The sequence below is a fragment of the Flavobacterium kochi genome, from assembly GCF_048286715.1.
GTDB lineage: Bacteria > Bacteroidota > Bacteroidia > Flavobacteriales > Flavobacteriaceae > Flavobacterium.
Window position 1 is genome coordinate 274,388 of the sequence record NZ_JBLVPW010000001.1, and the last position, 17,331, is coordinate 291,718.

16 protein-coding genes and 1 tRNA gene are annotated in these 17,331 nt (G+C 34.1%); 13 read left to right on the forward strand and 4 right to left on the reverse strand.

Translation table 11 applies throughout. From position 1 onward, the window contains the following. Nucleotides 1-73: 73 nt before the first annotated feature. Nucleotides 74-796: a CPBP family intramembrane glutamic endopeptidase gene (locus ACNQGH_RS01130; RefSeq protein ID WP_417954141.1), complete on the reverse strand. Its 723-nt coding sequence runs from the start codon at nucleotides 794-796 to the stop codon at nucleotides 74-76. Between the two features lie 403 nt (nucleotides 797-1,199). Here ACNQGH_RS01130 and ACNQGH_RS01135 point away from each other — a divergent pair, with 403 nt between their 5' ends. Further along, nucleotides 1,200-1,748: a hypothetical protein gene (locus tag ACNQGH_RS01135; protein WP_417954142.1), complete on the forward strand. Its 549-nt coding sequence runs from the start codon at nucleotides 1,200-1,202 to the stop codon at nucleotides 1,746-1,748. 187 nt (nucleotides 1,749-1,935) lie between these two features. Here ACNQGH_RS01135 and ACNQGH_RS01140 read toward each other — a convergent pair whose 3' ends face one another. Further along, nucleotides 1,936-3,276 (reverse strand): hypothetical protein, encoded by a 1,341-nt coding sequence (locus tag ACNQGH_RS01140; RefSeq protein ID WP_417954143.1) that lies wholly within the window; start codon nucleotides 3,274-3,276, stop codon nucleotides 1,936-1,938. A 991-nt stretch (nucleotides 3,277-4,267) separates the two neighbouring features. Here ACNQGH_RS01140 and ACNQGH_RS01145 point away from each other — a divergent pair. From ACNQGH_RS01145 to ACNQGH_RS01160, 4 genes are all read left to right on the forward strand, one after another. Next, complete coding sequence (locus ACNQGH_RS01145) at nucleotides 4,268-4,945, forward strand: recombinase family protein (protein WP_417954144.1); 678 nt, start codon at nucleotides 4,268-4,270, stop codon at nucleotides 4,943-4,945. A 368-nt stretch (nucleotides 4,946-5,313) separates the two neighbouring features. Then, nucleotides 5,314-5,511 (forward strand): hypothetical protein, encoded by a 198-nt coding sequence (locus tag ACNQGH_RS01150; RefSeq protein ID WP_417954145.1) that lies wholly within the window; start codon nucleotides 5,314-5,316, stop codon nucleotides 5,509-5,511. Beyond that, complete coding sequence (locus ACNQGH_RS01155) at nucleotides 5,465-5,761, forward strand: hypothetical protein (RefSeq protein ID WP_417954146.1); 297 nt, start codon at nucleotides 5,465-5,467, stop codon at nucleotides 5,759-5,761. The genes ACNQGH_RS01150 and ACNQGH_RS01155 overlap by 47 nt, the downstream gene beginning before the upstream one ends. Next, entirely contained in the window at nucleotides 5,754-7,316 is a 1,563-nt protein-coding gene (locus ACNQGH_RS01160) for a recombinase family protein (protein ID WP_417954405.1), read from the forward strand. Before ACNQGH_RS01155 ends, ACNQGH_RS01160 begins: the two co-directional genes overlap by 8 nt. Here ACNQGH_RS01160 and ACNQGH_RS01165 read toward each other — a convergent pair. Then, nucleotides 7,270-7,349 (reverse strand) — tRNA-Leu (locus tag ACNQGH_RS01165). The two genes, ACNQGH_RS01160 and ACNQGH_RS01165, sit on opposite strands and share 47 nt — an antisense overlap. Before the next feature lie 220 nt (nucleotides 7,350-7,569). On the opposite strand from ACNQGH_RS01165, the gene ACNQGH_RS01170 reads away from it, so the two are divergent. The 3 genes from ACNQGH_RS01170 to pth all read left to right on the forward strand — a co-directional run bounded on the left by ACNQGH_RS01170 (nucleotide 7,570) and on the right by pth (nucleotide 10,072). After that, nucleotides 7,570-8,511 (forward strand): ribose-phosphate pyrophosphokinase, encoded by a 942-nt coding sequence (locus ACNQGH_RS01170; RefSeq protein WP_417954147.1) that lies wholly within the window; start codon nucleotides 7,570-7,572, stop codon nucleotides 8,509-8,511. 88 nt (nucleotides 8,512-8,599) lie between these two features. Next, nucleotides 8,600-9,211, forward strand: coding sequence for a 50S ribosomal protein L25/general stress protein Ctc (locus tag ACNQGH_RS01175; RefSeq protein ID WP_417954148.1), 612 nt, complete (start codon nucleotides 8,600-8,602; stop codon nucleotides 9,209-9,211). 234 nt (nucleotides 9,212-9,445) lie between these two features. Next, nucleotides 9,446-10,072 carry an aminoacyl-tRNA hydrolase gene (gene pth / locus ACNQGH_RS01180; RefSeq protein ID WP_417954149.1) on the forward strand — a complete coding sequence of 209 codons (627 nt, stop codon included), beginning with the start codon at nucleotides 9,446-9,448 and terminating at the stop codon, nucleotides 10,070-10,072. A 49-nt stretch (nucleotides 10,073-10,121) separates the two neighbouring features. Here the strand turns inward: pth and ACNQGH_RS01185 are convergent, their stop codons facing one another. Further along, entirely contained in the window at nucleotides 10,122-12,803 is a 2,682-nt protein-coding gene (locus tag ACNQGH_RS01185; protein ID WP_417954150.1) for a zinc-dependent metalloprotease, read from the reverse strand. 207 nt (nucleotides 12,804-13,010) lie between these two features. On the opposite strand from ACNQGH_RS01185, the gene ACNQGH_RS01190 reads away from it, so the two are divergent. The 5 genes from ACNQGH_RS01190 (at nucleotide 13,011) to ACNQGH_RS01210 (ending at nucleotide 17,246) form a co-directional block, all read left to right on the forward strand. Then, nucleotides 13,011-13,940, forward strand: coding sequence for a bifunctional riboflavin kinase/FAD synthetase (locus tag ACNQGH_RS01190; RefSeq protein WP_417954406.1), 930 nt, complete (start codon nucleotides 13,011-13,013; stop codon nucleotides 13,938-13,940). A gap of 122 nt (nucleotides 13,941-14,062) precedes the next feature. Further along, nucleotides 14,063-14,506: a hypothetical protein gene (locus tag ACNQGH_RS01195; RefSeq protein WP_417954151.1), complete on the forward strand. Its 444-nt coding sequence runs from the start codon at nucleotides 14,063-14,065 to the stop codon at nucleotides 14,504-14,506. A 172-nt stretch (nucleotides 14,507-14,678) separates the two neighbouring features. Further along, nucleotides 14,679-15,116, forward strand: coding sequence for a hypothetical protein (locus ACNQGH_RS01200; RefSeq protein ID WP_417954152.1), 438 nt, complete (start codon nucleotides 14,679-14,681; stop codon nucleotides 15,114-15,116). Nucleotides 15,117-15,213: 97 nt separating this feature from the next. Beyond that, complete coding sequence (gene bioB / locus ACNQGH_RS01205; RefSeq protein ID WP_417954153.1) at nucleotides 15,214-16,299, forward strand: biotin synthase BioB; 1,086 nt, start codon at nucleotides 15,214-15,216, stop codon at nucleotides 16,297-16,299. A 77-nt stretch (nucleotides 16,300-16,376) separates the two neighbouring features. After that, nucleotides 16,377-17,246, forward strand: a complete 870-nt coding sequence (locus ACNQGH_RS01210; protein ID WP_417954154.1) for a cupin-like domain-containing protein — start codon at nucleotides 16,377-16,379, stop codon at nucleotides 17,244-17,246. Nucleotides 17,247-17,331: the final 85 nt, after the last annotated feature.

The following is a 17,331-nucleotide window of genomic DNA, read 5'->3' on the forward strand; positions in this document are numbered from 1 at the left end:
AAAACAACAATTAAAAACCAAATAAAATAGGGCAAAAATCTTTGAGTTAAGTCGGGTGAAGTCATCTTTTTAATTATTTAATTATGGGATATACGAATACAACGAAGTTATAGAAAAAATGGGAGACAATTGGATATAATAAATTATTGTATCTATTTCTTAAATAACCTAAGAAGAATCCAAGAGGTAATATATACAAGAAAGATAGAAAAGTACCATAAACCAAATGCATTAAATAAAACAAAATACTACTTATTATTATTGAATTTTTTACTGAATAAATAAGTTTTAATTTATCAAAAATTAATCCTCTAAAAAATATTTCTTCGAAAATGGCGGGGAGAGTTGCATAAAAAACAAATCCAATTAACATCTTGTAATCTGATAAATAGACACCATTTTCTATCGGTAATTTACGATTGACCAAATCAAACAAATATCCTTGTAAATTTAAAATCAGTAATGCAAAAACAGATGAAATAATTGCTATTATTAATGTTTTTTTTAAATCAATTTTGCATATAAATAAACTATTAAAATAGTTTTTGCATATAAGAAAAATATATAAACTAATTATAAATGACCTAACAGATACTCCATAAATATTATAATAAGTATTATTTATAAAATGGTACTCAATCAAGAAAATTGAAGCAAGAATTAAGTATAATTTTATTTGTTGAATGGAAATATCATTAATAATTTTTTTACGATTTAAGTCATCATTAAATTTTAAAATAAAAAACAACAACCCATTAACCATCACCAAAAAAAACCAACTAGAAGAATTCATCATAACCAACATTTATAAAAACAAATTTTACCAAATAGCAAGCTAAATGTAGACAATAATACATAAATTAGTATTGATTCTACAAATCGATTTCAAATATAGTGAATATCTTAAATTTACAATTACGGGAAACCTCATTGCTATTCATTTTTAAATATTAACTTTACTCTTAAAAATTGAATAATCAAAATCACCTAGCGAAGCCAACGAACGGACAGAAGAAAATGGCGATATACAAATAAGAACAAAGAGAAATAATCCAAAAAAGCCCAGAAGTTTGTAAAAATTTTAAAAAAGTAAATTTAAAATGAAGTTTTTGCAGTGTGGATATAAAAGGCAATTCATAGATTGAAATTAAACTAAAATATTTACCAGACAATTTGACTGAACCGTTAAAAACCAAAAAATGAATAATGAAATTTTAAATAATGATTATAAAGATTGGATACTATTTGACGGTGTAAATAGGGAAAATTTTGTTTTTGACATTTCTAAGCATAGTGATTTTATATTAAGTTTAGACGATATTAACAAAGCTCGTTTTAAATTAGCTTTAAAAGAAATGCTAATGAATAACACGCTTTCAGAATATAAAAAAGATAAAATATATTTACTTACCAGTTTAGGAAGAGAAGTTTTGGACGCTGGAACTTTCTCCTCTTTTAACCCTCGAATAAATTCCGACTTAAATATAAACGAAAAATTCAGTAAGAATTTAGAATTAAACAAAAGAGCAACGAAAATAACTATAGGGGTGGCAATTGGTACAATGATTATTCTTATTATACAAACATATATTTCTACCAAGACCTCTACAATAAGAATAGAGAAAGAATTGCCAATTAACAAAGAGTTACAAAAAGAATTGCGAGGTATAAATAACACGTTATATCTTCTTCGCCCCATATTAGCGGATTCTTTAAATAAGGAACGTCAAAAACAAACCAAGAAATAGTGCCCATAATATCCAAACTTTCATTCTTTTAAGTGAAGGAATAATTAACTTCTTTTTATAAAAAGAATGGATACTTTTTTTAATTTAGACTGCCTTTTATTGGCTTTGTAGCTGTTGTGGTAATCTGTCTTTTCTAGTTTGTTAAATCTGGTCCTAGTATGTCTTCGGTTTTTGGGCTACCTCATCCTTACCATGTTGCCTGTTTAACGCTGGTTTTAATACCATGCTCCAGAATGATTCGATTCATGCTTTCAGTAACCAGAGTTTCGTCTTTTTCTCTACATATCAACGCATCATAAACGTACAAAACAAAAATATCTTTGTTGTTGAGGTATTTTATCACATCGCTCATAACATCCACTTCAACCTTAAACATTTTTTTTGAAGTAATCTTGTATCCATGTCCTTTTTTGTCGTGGTAAATTCTCGCTAACATATCCGCTTCATTTTTGGAGTAGTAATCAAAAAGAGGTGATTCAGTCATTCCGAACCAATTTTTATTAAAGAAGCTCAAATGCTCGATTTTAATCTTTTTAAGGTCGATACCTGTGCGCTCCGCTACTTTCTGGTGCGTTAGGTAGCCTTCGTTACCATGGTAAAGATTGATGGCTATATTCGGATGTAAAGCCGTACAATCGCACTCCTTTAATTTCTTACCATCAACGGTAATCTCATTACGAATCCAACTTGGCATAAGTGTAAACGAATCCACCACACGACCACCGTTTTTCTCATCACCAGAGGCGGGAATCATAAAGCCTCTGCCAGTTAGAAATTCAAAAAGTTCGATGTTGTCTTCCACAAAGCTTCGATTCTTAATATCTTTCCAGTACTCGTTTTTGTGTTTGTTACGCATAGTCAGAATCTTTCCTTTCTTGGTTCTACAACCATCCTTGACCAACTGTCTACCAATGGTCACCAATTCTTCGGTTGTTGGCAAATTAATTCTTGGATACATCTTTATCAGATTGGAACATATTGGGTTCTCAAGTGCTTCATTTAACTGCTTGTAAAACATTTTGTTTCGGACTTGGATAATACAAGTGTTTTGGATTATGTATGGAATCAGTCCAGCTTTTAGGTAAGTATCCGTTAATCGGAAACTCTTAGATTGTACCCCAACCTCGTAACTCTCATCCACTTCGATAAATGCTCCTATTTTTGTTCCAATCTTCAACGCATTAATTATTCGGGTGTATATATAGGTGTTACCTATAGATTTGGACTGCTGGTGCAATAAAGTTGCATTAAGTGGCTTCCATTTGTCCTCTGTGTAATAACTACTGGCAAGGTTAGAAAGCATCACAAGGCATTTTTCTACTGCTACATCAATATTGCAATCGATTGCTTTAAGTAGTGGCTTACGAACGTATTTTCGTAAGTTGTATTCCGCTTTTTTGGGAATTAATATGGAATTGACATTCGGGAAAAGTAATGCAAATTCGGGCAGTCTGTCATCGTTTTGGAGTAGGTTAAAATCTCCAGTATCACCAGTAAAGGCGATGTAATCTTCGTTTTTAAAGTTCATTAATATTCTCTTATTCTCGTCACCCCCAAAGGAATGTTATACTGCTCTCACTTTTTTACTTGGTAAGAGAAGCTGGGTACATGACCACCCAGCAACCAAGGTATTAATGAGTTATTCTCTCAGAATTGCTTTTTTATTAATAATAGCGATAAGTAGCTATATAGTAAAGTCTATTGAGGAGCCAAATAATGAAAACTCTCTTTTTTTTAGACAGCATAATAAAATAGCGGAAATTGAGCATACCTTCTAATAGTGCTATACTTCTGTATCACCTTATTTTACTGAAAATATGCTCTATTATAATATGATACTATTAAGTAACATAAATGAATATAAACATAGAATAATCAAAGAATGAATGGACTGAAAGAAAAAAATATAAATCCATTACTTAATGTACTAATAGAATAAAATTATAGGTACAAACACCTTATTTAACTGTACCTTATTCACACAGACGCTCAACTTGTCGCTATGAAGGTCAAAATCAAACACCCTCACCCCTCTGTATGCGGACTCCCCCCGCCAACCCCATTGCTTAAAAGGAATTCCGACAATAGATGACAATGTTACCACCCTTCTTTTAGACAAAAAAACGTCTTACATTTCATGCCGTTCAAATATACTTTTGAAATTCTGAAATTTTTTTGAAGAATTTATTTTGAGTCGATATTTATAGATAAAAGAGACCATGAAAATAAAACTTAAACTTTCCCAGCTAAAAAGGATTCTGAAATCGGAACACCTAAAATTACCCATCACATTTAAAGGAGAAGATTTCACCGATAAAGAGTTTTCAGAATTTTCACGATTGTTGCAATCAAAATCACGAGGTTAACACCTCGTTTTTTTTATAGCTAAATTTATCAAAAAACGGGTTAGCCCAGGAAAACCAGGATTTTTCTAGGATATTACAAAAAAGCCTGGAATCTTTGTGGTGTAATAAATCACTAACGGTCGTCTAAGGTTTATTACACTTAAAATTAAAGCTATGAAAAAATTTGTGTCCTATTATCGTGTTAGCCGAAAAGAACAGGAGATTAGTGGTTTAGGGCTGTCTGCTCAAAAAAGCTCAGTCGTAAAATATGTAGAATCACAAGATGGTGTTATTGTACAAGAGTTTACTGAAATTGAAACAGGAACTAATAAGCGTGAACGTATCGAAATCCACAAAGCGATTCAATTGGCTAAAAATGAGAATGCAGTTTTGATAATTGCTAAATTAGACAGATTAGCAAGGAACGTAAGTTTTGTGAGTTCTCTCATGGATGCGGGAATTGAGTTTTTGGCAGTTGACATGCCGTCAGCTAATAATTTTACTATTCATATTTTTAGTGCTCTAGCGGAACAAGAAGCCAAATTAATTGGTTCTAGGACTCGATTAGCTTTAGCCGAATTACGCAAAAGCGGGGTTACTCTTGGTAATCCTAAGAATCTTAATAGTGATGCAAGAGCTAAAGGACTTAAGGCTATTAAAGAAAACGCAATTAACAATGACAGGAACAGACAAGCCCAATCCGTTATTCTAAGTTGTAAAGAAAAGGGAATGAGCTACCGACAAATTGCAGAATATCTCAATCAACTGAACTTCAAAACGAGATACGGAAATCAGTTCATGGCAACAACAGTTCACCAATTATATAGCAGAACACTATTAGAGTCAGCTTAGTACAAAATTAGTATCGTGATAAACTTGAAACTTAACAATCATCTTAGTATATTTGTATAAGTTGTATTGAAGGCTAAAACTGATTCTTATATCAGCTCTTTTTGATAACTTACTCATAACTCGCATGAGGGCAGTTAAACTGTTAAGACGATAACACTTAATTCCCCACTTTGTTTTCCTAAAAGTGGTTTCAGCAAACACAAAATTTACATTGGCATTTTTATGCCCAGAGTATGTATTTCATTTTCGAACTGAACTTTTCAAACATACCATTTATTCAAATCAAATTATGAGGATGATTTGGAGATGTCCCGCTGTGACCAAAAAATAACGATACTACTCCTACCGTCAAAATAAAAAATAGGGAAATGACGACTGAGAAACAAAGTGTTAAGCATTACAGAATGCAAAAAAAATTAAACAAAAACGGAGTGCAATATACGGACGAAGAAATAGAGCTTATCAGAAATGTGCTATATAAATTGGCTGAGGTATATCACTCAAATAAAAATAAAAAATATGACAATAGAAGAATTGAAAGCCAGATTTGGAATGACAATCCATGAGCTTATAGAAATGATTAAATTAGGAAATGTATTTCCTTCTGAATTCGGAATCCTTAGTTTGCCTAACGGTAAATATGCTGAAAGGGCTATGATTTTATTTGAAGACAAATATTTTGTGACATATACGGTTTTAGACAACCATTTAGATATATTTTATCATGAGGATATTGATGTTTTTGATAGAGAATCTCAAGCTAGTGTTTTTTATCAAAATTTAGAAACAAATTTAGATGGAGAGGTATATGAGTAATATAAATGTAATAATATATTGCCGTGTGAGCACGGATGAACAAGCGCAAAAAGGTTTCAGTCTTGAGTACCAAGAAGATTCTCTAAAACGATTCTGCGATGGAATGGGCTATAATATTGTTAAAATATATAAGGAGGACCATTCAGCGAAAAATTTCAATAGACCACAGTGGTCAAAATTAAAAACGTATGTTAAAGCTAATAAAAAAGAAGTTCACAAGGTGTTATTTGCCAAATGGGATAGGTTTTCTCGAAACATCGAGCAAGCTTTAACCGTACTAAGAGAATTCGATTCAATGGGAATCGAATTGAATGCTTCGGAACAGTATCTGGATATGTCAAATCCAGATAATAAAATGGTTCTTTCAATATATTTAACCGCTGGCGAGGTGGAACGAGATAAAATATCAAGTAGGACAATTAATGGAACCTATCAAGCAAAAAAAGAAGGTTATTTTACAGGAAAAGCACCGTATGGGTATGACAATTTCCGTGATGAGTTTAAAAAATCAACATTAAGGCCCAACCAATATTCTTTTTTTGTTAAAAAGGCATTTGATGAGGTTGCAATGAATTTAGAACCAGTCGAAACGATAAGAAAAAGGTTGAGAGAAGAGGGAATGAAATTAGAGAAAAGTGCCTTTAGCGTATTACTGAAAAACATTGTTTATGTAGGGAAAATAAAGGTTCCAGAATACAAGAAAGAACCAGCTATGGAGGTCAATGGGAAGCATGAAGGATCAGTTGATTTGGAAACATTTAATAAGGTTCAAAATGTTTTTAAAGGGAAAAGATGGCATGGACTAAAACCGTCTCATAAGAATCTGGATTTCCCATTACGTGATTTTCTAACTTGTGAGCTTTGTGGTAATCAAATAACTGGAAGTTTATCGCAAGGTCGAAATAAAAAATATGCCTATTATCATTGCAGAGACAAATGTAAAACAAGAGTTTCTGTAACGGAAGCCAATAAAAAAATATCTAATTTGCTTATGGATTTACAAATCAACAGAAACGTAAAAGATTTATATACTGATGTGTTGAAAAATTACGAATCTGAAATTAACGGTAATAAAAGTAATCAGCTAAAAAGCATGTTAGAGCGTCAAAATAATTTGAAAACTAAAATCGAAGGCGCAGAAGATATGTTACTTAATAAAGATATTAGTAAAGATAGATTTGACAACATGATAACCCGAATTAATAAAGAGCTAATGGCTGTTAATGATGAAATTGAAATCATTAGCACTAAAAATGATTCAGTGCGAGATTATGTTGATTCGGGTTTGGAGTTGCTTGTGAATCTGGACCAATTTTTCCTTAATAGTGAATATAGTGGGAAAAGAATTCTAATTGGTTCGCTTTTTACACAAAAAATAATATTCGGTAATGATGAATGTCGAACCACTAAAGTGAATGAGGTAATAGGTGTTTTAACTAGAGATAACAAGGGCTGGGAAGGATATAAAAAAGGAAAAGCCGTCATTTCTGACAGCTTTTCCGCTAATGTACCCGGAGCCGGAGTCGAACCGGCACGGTTTCCCACAGGTGTTTGAGACCAGCGCGTCTACCAATTCCGCCATCCGGGCTTAGCAGACATGAAATAATAAACAATTATCTCAACGCAATAAAAGATGTGATTGTGTTTAAATCAACCATCAATTCCTTTAACACGGTGCAAATGTAAAAAATAATATTAAAAGTTCTACTAAAAATACTTAATTTTTTCCTTTCAGAGTTGAATAAATTTTCTAAATTTGCACCTCGTTAAAAACGGAACTCACAACTAACTACAAAACAACAAATTAAATGTCACACCTAGAACCAGAAGCTAAAATTTTTGCTTGTTCACAAAGTGTCTATCTTGCAGAAAAAATAGCAGAGCAATACGGAATTCCATTAGGGAAAATTACCATGTCTAAATACAGTGATGGTGAATTTCAACCCTCTTACGAAGAGTCCATCAGAGGTTTACGGGTTTTTATTGTTTGTTCTACTTTTCCAACCGCAGATAATTTGATGGAATTGTTACTGATGATTGACGCTGCAAAACGTGCTTCGGCAAGACACATTACCGCAGTAATTCCTTACTTTGGTTGGGCAAGACAAGATAGAAAAGACAAGCCAAGAGTTCCGATAGGAGCTAAATTAGTAGCTAATTTATTAGATGCTGCAGGCGCAACAAGAGTAATGACAATGGATTTGCACGCCGATCAAATTCAAGGATTCTTTGAAAAGCCAGTAGATCATCTTTTTGCATCGACTATTTTCATACCGTATATAGAGAGTTTAGGTTTAGACAATTTGACGATTGCTTCACCAGATATGGGTGGTTCTAAAAGAGCGTACGCTTATTCTAAATTTTTAGAATCTGATGTTGTTATTTGCTACAAACAGAGAAAAGAAGCAAATATTATCGACACCATGGAATTAATTGGTGATGTAAAAGGCAGAAATGTAATCTTAGTAGATGACATGATTGATACCGGAGGTACTTTGGCGAAAGCTGCTGATTTAATGATCGAAAAAGGAGCATTAAGCGTAAGAGCCATTTGTACACACGCCATTTTATCAGGCGGTGCTTATGAAAAAATAGAAAAATCGCAATTGAGCGAATTAATAGTTACCGATTCTATTCCGTTGAAGAAAGAATCAAACAAAATAAGAGTGTTGAGTTGTGCACCTCTTTTTGCTGAAGTTATGCACATGGTGCACCACAACAATTCCATTAGTGGAAAATTTATAATGTAACAAGCGGCACTATGCCAAAGGTTTTATGCCTTAAGCTCACTACATTCACAAAGCATGAATATTATTTAATAACTATATTTTTTTTACAATGAAATCGATTACAATTAAAGGATCAGAAAGAGAAAGCGTGGGCAAAGTTGCGACTAAAGCCTTACGTAATGCTGGATTGGTTCCTTGCGTATTATACGGAGGAAATCAGGCAGTTCATTTCTCAGCAGAAGTTATGGCTTTCAAAAACTTGGTTTACACTCCAAACGCTCACACAGTTGAGATCGATCTTGGAAAAGGAAAACCATTTCATGCCATTTTACAAGACATCCAGGTTCACCCTGTGTCTGACAAGATTTTACATATTGACTTCTTTCAATTATTTGATGACAAAGAAATCACTATGGAAGTTCCTGTAAAAGTAGTTGGAACTTCAAAAGGAGTTCTTGCTGGTGGTGTTTTACGTTTGAATACTCGTAAACTTAAAGTAAAAGCTTTACCAAAAAATCTTCCAGATTTTATTGAAGCTGACATTACTCCACTTGAAATGGGTAACAAATTGTACGTTACGAAACTTGTTTCTGACAAATACAAATTGATTCACCCTGACAACACTGTTGTTGCTCAAGTAAGAATTTCTCGTGCAGCTATGAAAGCAGCTCAAGAAGCAGCAAAAGCAGCGAAAGCACCTGCAAAAGGAAAGAAAAAATAATATTTTTTCAATCATTCAGAAAAGCATCAGTTTTAACACTGGTGCTTTTTTTTTGCGTAATACTTTTTGAAGTACAAACACCTTCCAAAAAGCTTTCCTCCTACTGTCCATTCTATCTTTCCTGCCAAAAACGGATATAAAAGGACACCGCGCATTCGTAACTATTTTATTCGCAATAACAATTTTTCTAAAAATCTAATAGTCCAATACTCTAATTAAGTCTATTTTTGCAGCATGATAAAATGGATTTCAAATTTATTCTCATCAACAAAAATAGAAGACAATACGGATTGTATGAAGAAATTTTTAATAGTTGGACTCGGCAACATTGGCGCCGAATATGTAAACACGAGACACAACATCGGTTTTAAAATAGTCGATTTCTTCGCCAGAAAGGAAGGAATCAACTTTGAAACCGTAAAACTGGGTTCCCTTGCTGAATATAAATTCAAAGGAAGAACTTTTTTACTCTTAAAACCCAATACCTACATGAATTTGAGTGGTAAAGCGGTACAATACTGGATGGATAAAGAAAAGATTCCATTAGAAAACATTTTAGTTATTACGGATGATTTGAATCTTTCCTTTGGAACCATTCGCATCAAACCAAAAGGAAGCGATGGCGGACATAATGGATTAAAGAATATTAATCTTGTTTTGAATACGCAGAACTACACTAGATTCCGTTTTGGAATTAGCGACGAATTCAAAAAAGGAAAACAAATTGATTATGTACTTGGAGACTGGGACGATGCTGAAAAAGCGGCACTTCCGGAACGATTGGAATTAGCTTCCGAAATTATAAAATCATTTGGAACTGCAGGATTGGAAATTACAATGAATGCATTTAATGGAAAATAAAAAAAGGGAAAGGCTATCCAAAACGTTTCTCTTTTTTAGTATATTTTGATTATTCAATCACTATTTTTCTTACCTCTTTTCTATCACCATCAATCACCGTCACTAAATAAAGTCCAGGCTGAATATTTTTCAATTGAATATTTTCGTTGAAATTGGAATTGTTTTCAAATTTCTTTTCGAAAATTTTTCTACCTAATAAGTCGTGTACCGCTACCTTAACCCCACTTGATGAAGCACTCGTAAATTGAATATTGAAATTTCCTTTATTAGGATTTGGATACAAAACAAAATCATTGATTTGAAAATCAGGTGCCGCTAAAGTGAACGTTTGTGTACAAATGGTTATCGACGCCGAATTTAATGTTCCTACATTAGCCTGGTAAGCATCCCGAACTCTCAATGTCCAAGCTCCTTGTTGATTTTGCCCATTAAAAGGGGACAATGGCTCAAATGGAGCTACGGTTTGAGCAGTACTAGTTCCGCAAGCAAGCACACCTCCCAAATCATCATAATTCAATACCAAACTACTATTAGTATCCCCACAACTTCTTTCAAACAACTTCACGGTAGTACCTTGTGGACTTACCACCTCTATTTGTACATCTGACAAATAGGAATGCGTAAAACCTACTGCGAAATTCACATCTGCGATCGTTCCAGTCGAACTGGGTACACTGACTGTTTTACTAGTATAAGAGGCCGATTCAGGTATAGAAAAAGGCGCACTAAAAGCATACGTATTACAAGAGGAAGTAACCGAATATCCAATAGCAAATGATTTACTGTTCAGTGCGTAATAAATATTTGCAGTAGGCTCAATTAAAATTCTACAGTTTTGTGCAGTAATATTTGGAACCGTGATCACTTCCGAACCATCATTTGCAGTAGCCAAAGCTAAAATTGTTGGAAATGTCAATCCACCATCAGTAGAAAGCTTTATATTTACATTTCCAGATCCAGCCAAAGTATTGGAGCCATTTACACTCCAGGTTACTGTTTGTGTCGTTCCTTGAAACCAACTTAAATTTTCTGTGTTTTGTGACGTAACCGCAAATGGACCAACTGCTCCGCTTACATTTACAATCATTTCATCTGTACTTGTTTGAGCCGTTCCAACTGCAGCATCAACATTATCCCTCCCAGTTAACGTAAAATGAAGTGTCCTTGCAATTGTGGAAACCGATTCCCAAGCTGTAGTCAATTTACTGGACAATACCGTACTGTAAGCAGGCATATATCGGATAGGAGAACTACTCGGATACATCGATCTAAAAAGAGGACCGTCTACTTTGGTTGGCAAAGCAATACTGTTCGCTCCACTTGCAGACGTGGCAGAGTCATTTTGTTCCCAACAATAAGTAAGGGTATCCCCATTAATATCCGAACCAGTGCCTGCCAATTTAAAAGCCGTACCATTCGGGATTGTCCAGTCTGAACCCGCACTAATTACTGGTGGACTATTCGTTACTGCTGTACTAGTCGGACAAGTTTTTGAAGAAAGATTATCTTGTATTTGTTTTATGCTTGCATAAGCAAAATAATCATCAGAATTAGCCTGAACATTATAATCCGTAATCCCGGCATAACCCATAATGGTTGATCCGCTTCCTGGCTCAACGCATACTCCTGTTCCTTCCAATTCATAAGAAAAGGTATGATTTGCTCCTAGCTGATGTCCCATCTCATGGGCTACAAAATCTATATCGAAGGTATCGCCCTGCGGTTTTGAATCGCTTGGTGACGTAAAAGCACTTCCTTTTGCCAGTGGAGCAGCAACGGTAGGACTGACACACACACAACCGATACAACCCGAATTACCACCGCCACCCGTAGCTCCAAATAAATGTCCTATATCATAGCTTCCCTCTCCTATCGTACTGGTTAAAGTAGTCTGTAGCTGTTGATTCCATGTCCCTCCTGCTCCGGCAGTGGCATCATCATACGGGTCTGTAACTGCATTGGTATAAATGACAAGATCATCATTTGCAATAAGAATTAATTTTACGGCTAAATCTTTATTGAAAATACCATTTACCCTTGTCAGGGTAGCATTCATACCGCCCAAAGCACCCAGTTTAGTTCCTCCAAAAAAGGCAGTATATTCACCGGTACAGGACAAAGCCAGCCTTAAAGTTTTAAAAAGTCTGTTACTCGCTGAAATTTTATTGGTTTTATTTAATAATTGCTTGTTTAAAGCTACATCTTCGGTTTTGCAGGTAAAAGGCAAACTCCCCCTGGTTCTGTTTTTGGAATTAAAAAGAACATACACCGTTTTGTCTTTAGCATCTTGTTCAATAAATTCCGATCCACTATCTCCCCTGAGAATCATGGTTTGAATTCCCTGTGGTGAGAAACTAAAGTAAAGCGATGCATTTCGGTCTGTAATTCCAATACCGGCATACGCTCTGATATCTTGATATTTTGCCTGTAGCTCCGGCTCAAAGTTAGAGGATTCCCAAACTGAAAACTTTTCCAAAACACCATTCGTATTCGGAATAGAAATTTCAATTCTATTTTCCTTACTTGCTTTGTTATGAAGCGGCTCCAAAGATTGCTTAATAGCAACTTCGTCTAATTTGAACAACAATTCATTATCAGCACTTGGTTTAGCAACGATTCTATCAGAAGCAGCAATCTTATTTTGATCTATTCTTTTCCAAGGAGAACCATTTTGAGCATGGATTAACGAACTAGAAAGAAGAAGAATAAAGAATAGTATAATTTTTCTCATGATTTGAAACATTTAAATATCAAAATTAAAGTATTTAAACTAATGTATAAGTGCATAAGTTAAAATATATTAGATGAACTATTAATTTCAGAATGTCTATTTTTGGTTTTTAAACCATTTTTTTTGCAACCTAAGCGAAAATCAATTCCTCATACCGTTACTTTTAAAATAGATAGTATAAATTTGCACTTTTATAAAACATTTGCTTTGAAGATTTTTCATTCCATAAACGATTTCAGTTCCACAAAAAAAACAATCCTGACTTTGGGCACCTTTGACGGAGTTCATATTGGTCACAAAAAAATTCTGGAAAAACTAATACAAAAAACTAAAAATGAGAATTACGAAAGTTTAGTTCTCACTTTTTTTCCTCATCCCAGAATGGTTTTACAGGAACATTCCGATATAAAACTACTCAACACTATAGATGAAAAAATAGATTTGTTGGAACAAATAGGCATTGAAAACCTTGTAATTCATCCTTTTGACGAGACTTTTTCGAGATTGACTGCAGAAGAATTTGTCAAAACCGTTCTTGTAGACCGATTTCATATTCAAAAAATAATTATTGGTTACGACCATCGATTTGGAAGAAACCGCACTGCTAACATTGATGATCTTATTAATTTTGGAAAACAATATGGTTTTGAAGTAGAACAGATATCAGTTCAGGAAATAAACGATATTTCGGTAAGTTCAACCAAAATCAGGAAAGCATTGCTAGAAGGAAATATGGATTTAGCCAATAAATATTTAGGATATGATTATTTCCTGACCGGAATTGTTGTCAAAGGAAAGCAATTGGGAAGAACTATCGATTTTCCAACCGCCAACCTAAAAATTGAAGAAAACTACAAGCTTATTCCGAAAAACGGGGTTTATATTATAAAAAGTACCGTCAATCAAAAAACCGTTTTTGGAATGATGAATATTGGATTTAATCCGACCGTTGAAGGACAAAGCCAGTCCATAGAAATCCATTATTTTGATTTCAATGAAGACTTATACGATCAAAAAATCAGGGTTTCCATGTTACACAGAATTCGCTCAGAACAAAAATTTGAGTCTGTTGCCCTTTTAAAAGAACAACTTGAAAAAGACAAAAAAACTGCACTAACTTACCTTAATAAAATTTAGCTTTCCTCAAGATTATTTTTTAACACATTTCATAAAATATTGTCATATTTTCTGTAAATTTGATGTACAATGTATTGTTTATCATAGCCGTATTATTTTTAACTCCTCTAAAAATTAATCATATGAAACTGCCAAAAGAATTTTACAACGGATTTATAATTTTCCTCGGAATTGGACTTTACTTTTTGTCAATGGAGCTTATGGGCCTCGCACATTTGTTTTACTTGCGCCTCTTTAATGTCTTATTTGTATTTTATGGAACCAATAGAACCCTAAAAACAAATTTTTCAGAAGGCAAGACAATTCTTATTTCCAATGCCGTTTCGGCATTGATCACATCGCTCACAGGAGTTTTTTTAAGCATCATTGGATTAATAATTTACAGCTATTCAAAAGGTGGTGATGCTTATGTAGGCTCATTATCAAAAACTTTTCTATTTGGCGGAAATCCCTCTGTGATGACGTATTCCATTTCTCTACTTTTTGAAGGAATCGTATCAGCCGTAATTGTCACATTTATGTTGCTGTTGTACTGGGAAAGCCGCTACTCTTCAGACAAACATTAAAATTAAACCAATAAACCAAAGGTTTCTGATTTGCATCATCCCAAAAAAGACAACTTCAAGAAATCCTATAATACAGCTTTACTTTTCATGCTATTTTTTAAAGAGCTCAAAAAAAATTCTATACCTATAATTCAAACATGCGTTCTATTTTTAATTTTTAAAAACTAACCGAATGAAACTACCTAAAGAATTAGTAAACGGAGTTATTATTTGCACCGGAATTGCACTCTATTTTCTGTTAATGAATGCACTGGGCTATGCTGATTTATTTTACCTGCGCATCGTTAACGTATTTTTTGTTTTTTATGGCGTTAACAAAACTATCGAAATGAATGTGGCCGAAGGCAAAAAAACGTTCATAGCTAATGCAATATCCGCCATGATCACATCATTGATAGGTGTATTTTTAAGTATAGTGGGATTAGTAGTCTATAGTTACATGCAAGGTGGAGACTCCTATGTAAAATCCTTGTCGAAAACATTTTTGTTTGGCGGAAACCCATCAGTAAACACCTATTCTATTTGCCTGCTATTTGAGGGGATTGCATCTTCGGTAATTGTTACCATGTTACTCATGTTATATTGGAACAACCGTCTTACAACTGATTAACATTAGCTGTAAAATATTGTCCATTGGCTTTTAGCTACTATTGCATTGCTTCTTTAGAACAATTTGACTACTTTTGGTGCATCAAAAAATCGTATCGATGAGCATTACAAAACATAACTGGACGAAAGACGAAATTATCGCAATATATAACAAACCTATGATGGATTTGCTTTTTGAAGCAGCGTCCATTCATAGAGAGCATCATGACCCTAACGTTGTTCAAGTTTCAACTTTACTTTCTATAAAAACAGGCGGTTGCCCGGAAGATTGTGGGTACTGCCCACAGGCAGCCCGGTATCACACAGCTGTTGAAGGCAATGATTTAATGTCAGTTAGTCAAGTAAAAGCACAAGCTTTGCGCGCAAAATCAAGTGGCTCTTCCCGTGTATGCATGGGAGCAGCTTGGAGAAATGTAAAAGACGGCCCTGAATTTGATCAGGTACTGGAAATGGTTCGTACTATAAACAAGCTGGACATGGAAGTGTGCTGCACACTTGGAATGATTACGGAGAACCAAGCGCATCGCTTAGCAGAAGCAGGTTTATATGCTTACAATCACAATTTAGACACTTCAGAAGAATATTATAAAGAAGTAATCTCGACACGCGGATTTGAAGACCGTTTGCAAACTATAGAGAATGTCCGTAAAACGAATGTAACTGTTTGTAGCGGTGGAATTATTGGGATGGGAGAAAGTATTGAAGACAGAGCAGGAATGCTTGTAGCACTTTCTACACTAAATCCCCAACCGGAATCAGTGCCAATAAATGCTTTGGTTGCTGTTGAAGGAACTCCAATGGAAGAAGAAAAACCGGTAGAAATTTGGGAAATGATACGAATGGTAGCCACTACCAGAATTATTATGCCGGAAACTCAAGTGCGCTTATCCGCAGGAAGAATGAACATGAGCCGTGAAGGCCAAGCCATGTGTTTCTTTGCGGGTGCCAATTCTATTTTCGCAGGAGATAAATTATTAACTACTCCAAATCCAGATGTAAATGAAGACATGAAAATGTTTGAAATGCTGGGATTAAATCCTCAAAAACCATTCACAAAAGTTTCTCAGCCTCAAACCATTGAAGCAGCAGATTCTCAATTCGCACCTCTAGGAGAAAAACCAAAATGGTCAAGACCGGGGCACGCCATCGAGAGAAATCTCGAAGCATCTGCTAAAGAAAAATAGTATTGACTTTACTACATAAAAGCTTTTATAATTATGCTCTTGACCTAAAAATCAAGAGCTTTTTCTAATCTTTATTCATGAAAATAAATCTTACCGAAATAGAGCGTGTTGAAACCATTTCGAAAGATGATTTTTATTCTAACTATGTCAAAAAACAAAAGCCTTTAGTTGTTGAAAAGTTGACTCAAGATTGGCCTGCATACAAAAAATGGAATCTCAACTATATCAAATGTATTGCAGGTGAAAAAACAGTTCCCTTGTATGATAACAGGCCTGTTTCTCACAAAGATGGTTTTAATGAGCCTCATGCCGAAATGAAGATGGCAGACTATATTGATTTATTACAATCAAAACCTACCAATTACAGAATATTCCTTTATGATTTAATGAAGGAACTACCCGTTCTTCATAAGGATTTTAAATGGCCGAATATTGGATTACATTTAATAAAACAATTACCGATGCTTTTTTTTGGAGGTAAAAACTCCAAAGTATTCATGCACTTTGATATTGATTATTCGAACATACTCCATTTTCAATTTGATGGTCAAAAACAATGCATTTTATTTGATCACGATCAGACTCCTTTTTTATATAAAATTCCCCATTCATTAATCTGTAGAGAAGATATCGATTTTGACAATCCCGATTTTGATAAATGGCCCGCTTTAAAACAAGCAAAAGGATACATTTGCAAACTAAATCATGGTGAAATGCTGTATATGCCTGAAGGATACTGGCATTATATGAAATACCTCGAACCTGGTTTTTCAATGAGTTTACGGGCTTTTCCAAGAAAAATTTCCAGTCTATCAAAAGCCGTTTACAATCTGACGATTATGCGTCATTTTGATAATTTGATGCGTAAACTGAAGGGACAGAAATGGATTGATTATAAAAACAAAGAATCCATTGTACGCACCCACAAAAAATTAAATATTAACTAAGACTACGAACGTAAAAGTTTACCATAGAAACAGTGTTTCTTCCACAATATTGACATTTAGAATATTTACTTATAAAAATAAATAG

Bases quoted from the DNA above. Each gene is read 5' to 3' on its own strand.
- ACNQGH_RS01145 (WP_417954144.1), top strand. From the start codon at position 4,268: ATGAAAAAATTTGTGTCCTATTATCGTGTTAGCCGAAAAGAACAGGAG.
- ACNQGH_RS01175 (WP_417954148.1), top strand. From the start codon at position 8,600: ATGAAATCGATTACAATTAAAGGATCAGAAAGAGAAAGCGTGGGCAAA.
- ACNQGH_RS01140 (WP_417954143.1), bottom strand. From the start codon at position 3,276: ATGAACTTTAAAAACGAAGATTACATCGCCTTTACTGGTGATACTGGA.
- ACNQGH_RS01185 (WP_417954150.1), bottom strand. From the start codon at position 12,803: ATGAGAAAAATTATACTATTCTTTATTCTTCTTCTTTCTAGTTCGTTA.
- ACNQGH_RS01195 (WP_417954151.1), top strand. From the start codon at position 14,063: ATGAAACTGCCAAAAGAATTTTACAACGGATTTATAATTTTCCTCGGA.
- ACNQGH_RS01200 (WP_417954152.1), top strand. From the start codon at position 14,679: ATGAAACTACCTAAAGAATTAGTAAACGGAGTTATTATTTGCACCGGA.
- ACNQGH_RS01150 (WP_417954145.1), top strand. From the start codon at position 5,314: ATGACGACTGAGAAACAAAGTGTTAAGCATTACAGAATGCAAAAAAAA.
- ACNQGH_RS01155 (WP_417954146.1), top strand. From the start codon at position 5,465: ATGACAATAGAAGAATTGAAAGCCAGATTTGGAATGACAATCCATGAG.
- ACNQGH_RS01130 (WP_417954141.1), bottom strand. From the start codon at position 796: ATGATGAATTCTTCTAGTTGGTTTTTTTTGGTGATGGTTAATGGGTTG.
- ACNQGH_RS01210 (WP_417954154.1), top strand. From the start codon at position 16,377: ATGAAAATAAATCTTACCGAAATAGAGCGTGTTGAAACCATTTCGAAA.
- bioB (WP_417954153.1), top strand. From the start codon at position 15,214: ATGAGCATTACAAAACATAACTGGACGAAAGACGAAATTATCGCAATA.
- ACNQGH_RS01135 (WP_417954142.1), top strand. From the start codon at position 1,200: ATGAATAATGAAATTTTAAATAATGATTATAAAGATTGGATACTATTT.
- pth (WP_417954149.1), top strand. From the start codon at position 9,446: ATGATAAAATGGATTTCAAATTTATTCTCATCAACAAAAATAGAAGAC.
- ACNQGH_RS01160 (WP_417954405.1), top strand. From the start codon at position 5,754: ATGAGTAATATAAATGTAATAATATATTGCCGTGTGAGCACGGATGAA.
- ACNQGH_RS01170 (WP_417954147.1), top strand. From the start codon at position 7,570: ATGTCACACCTAGAACCAGAAGCTAAAATTTTTGCTTGTTCACAAAGT.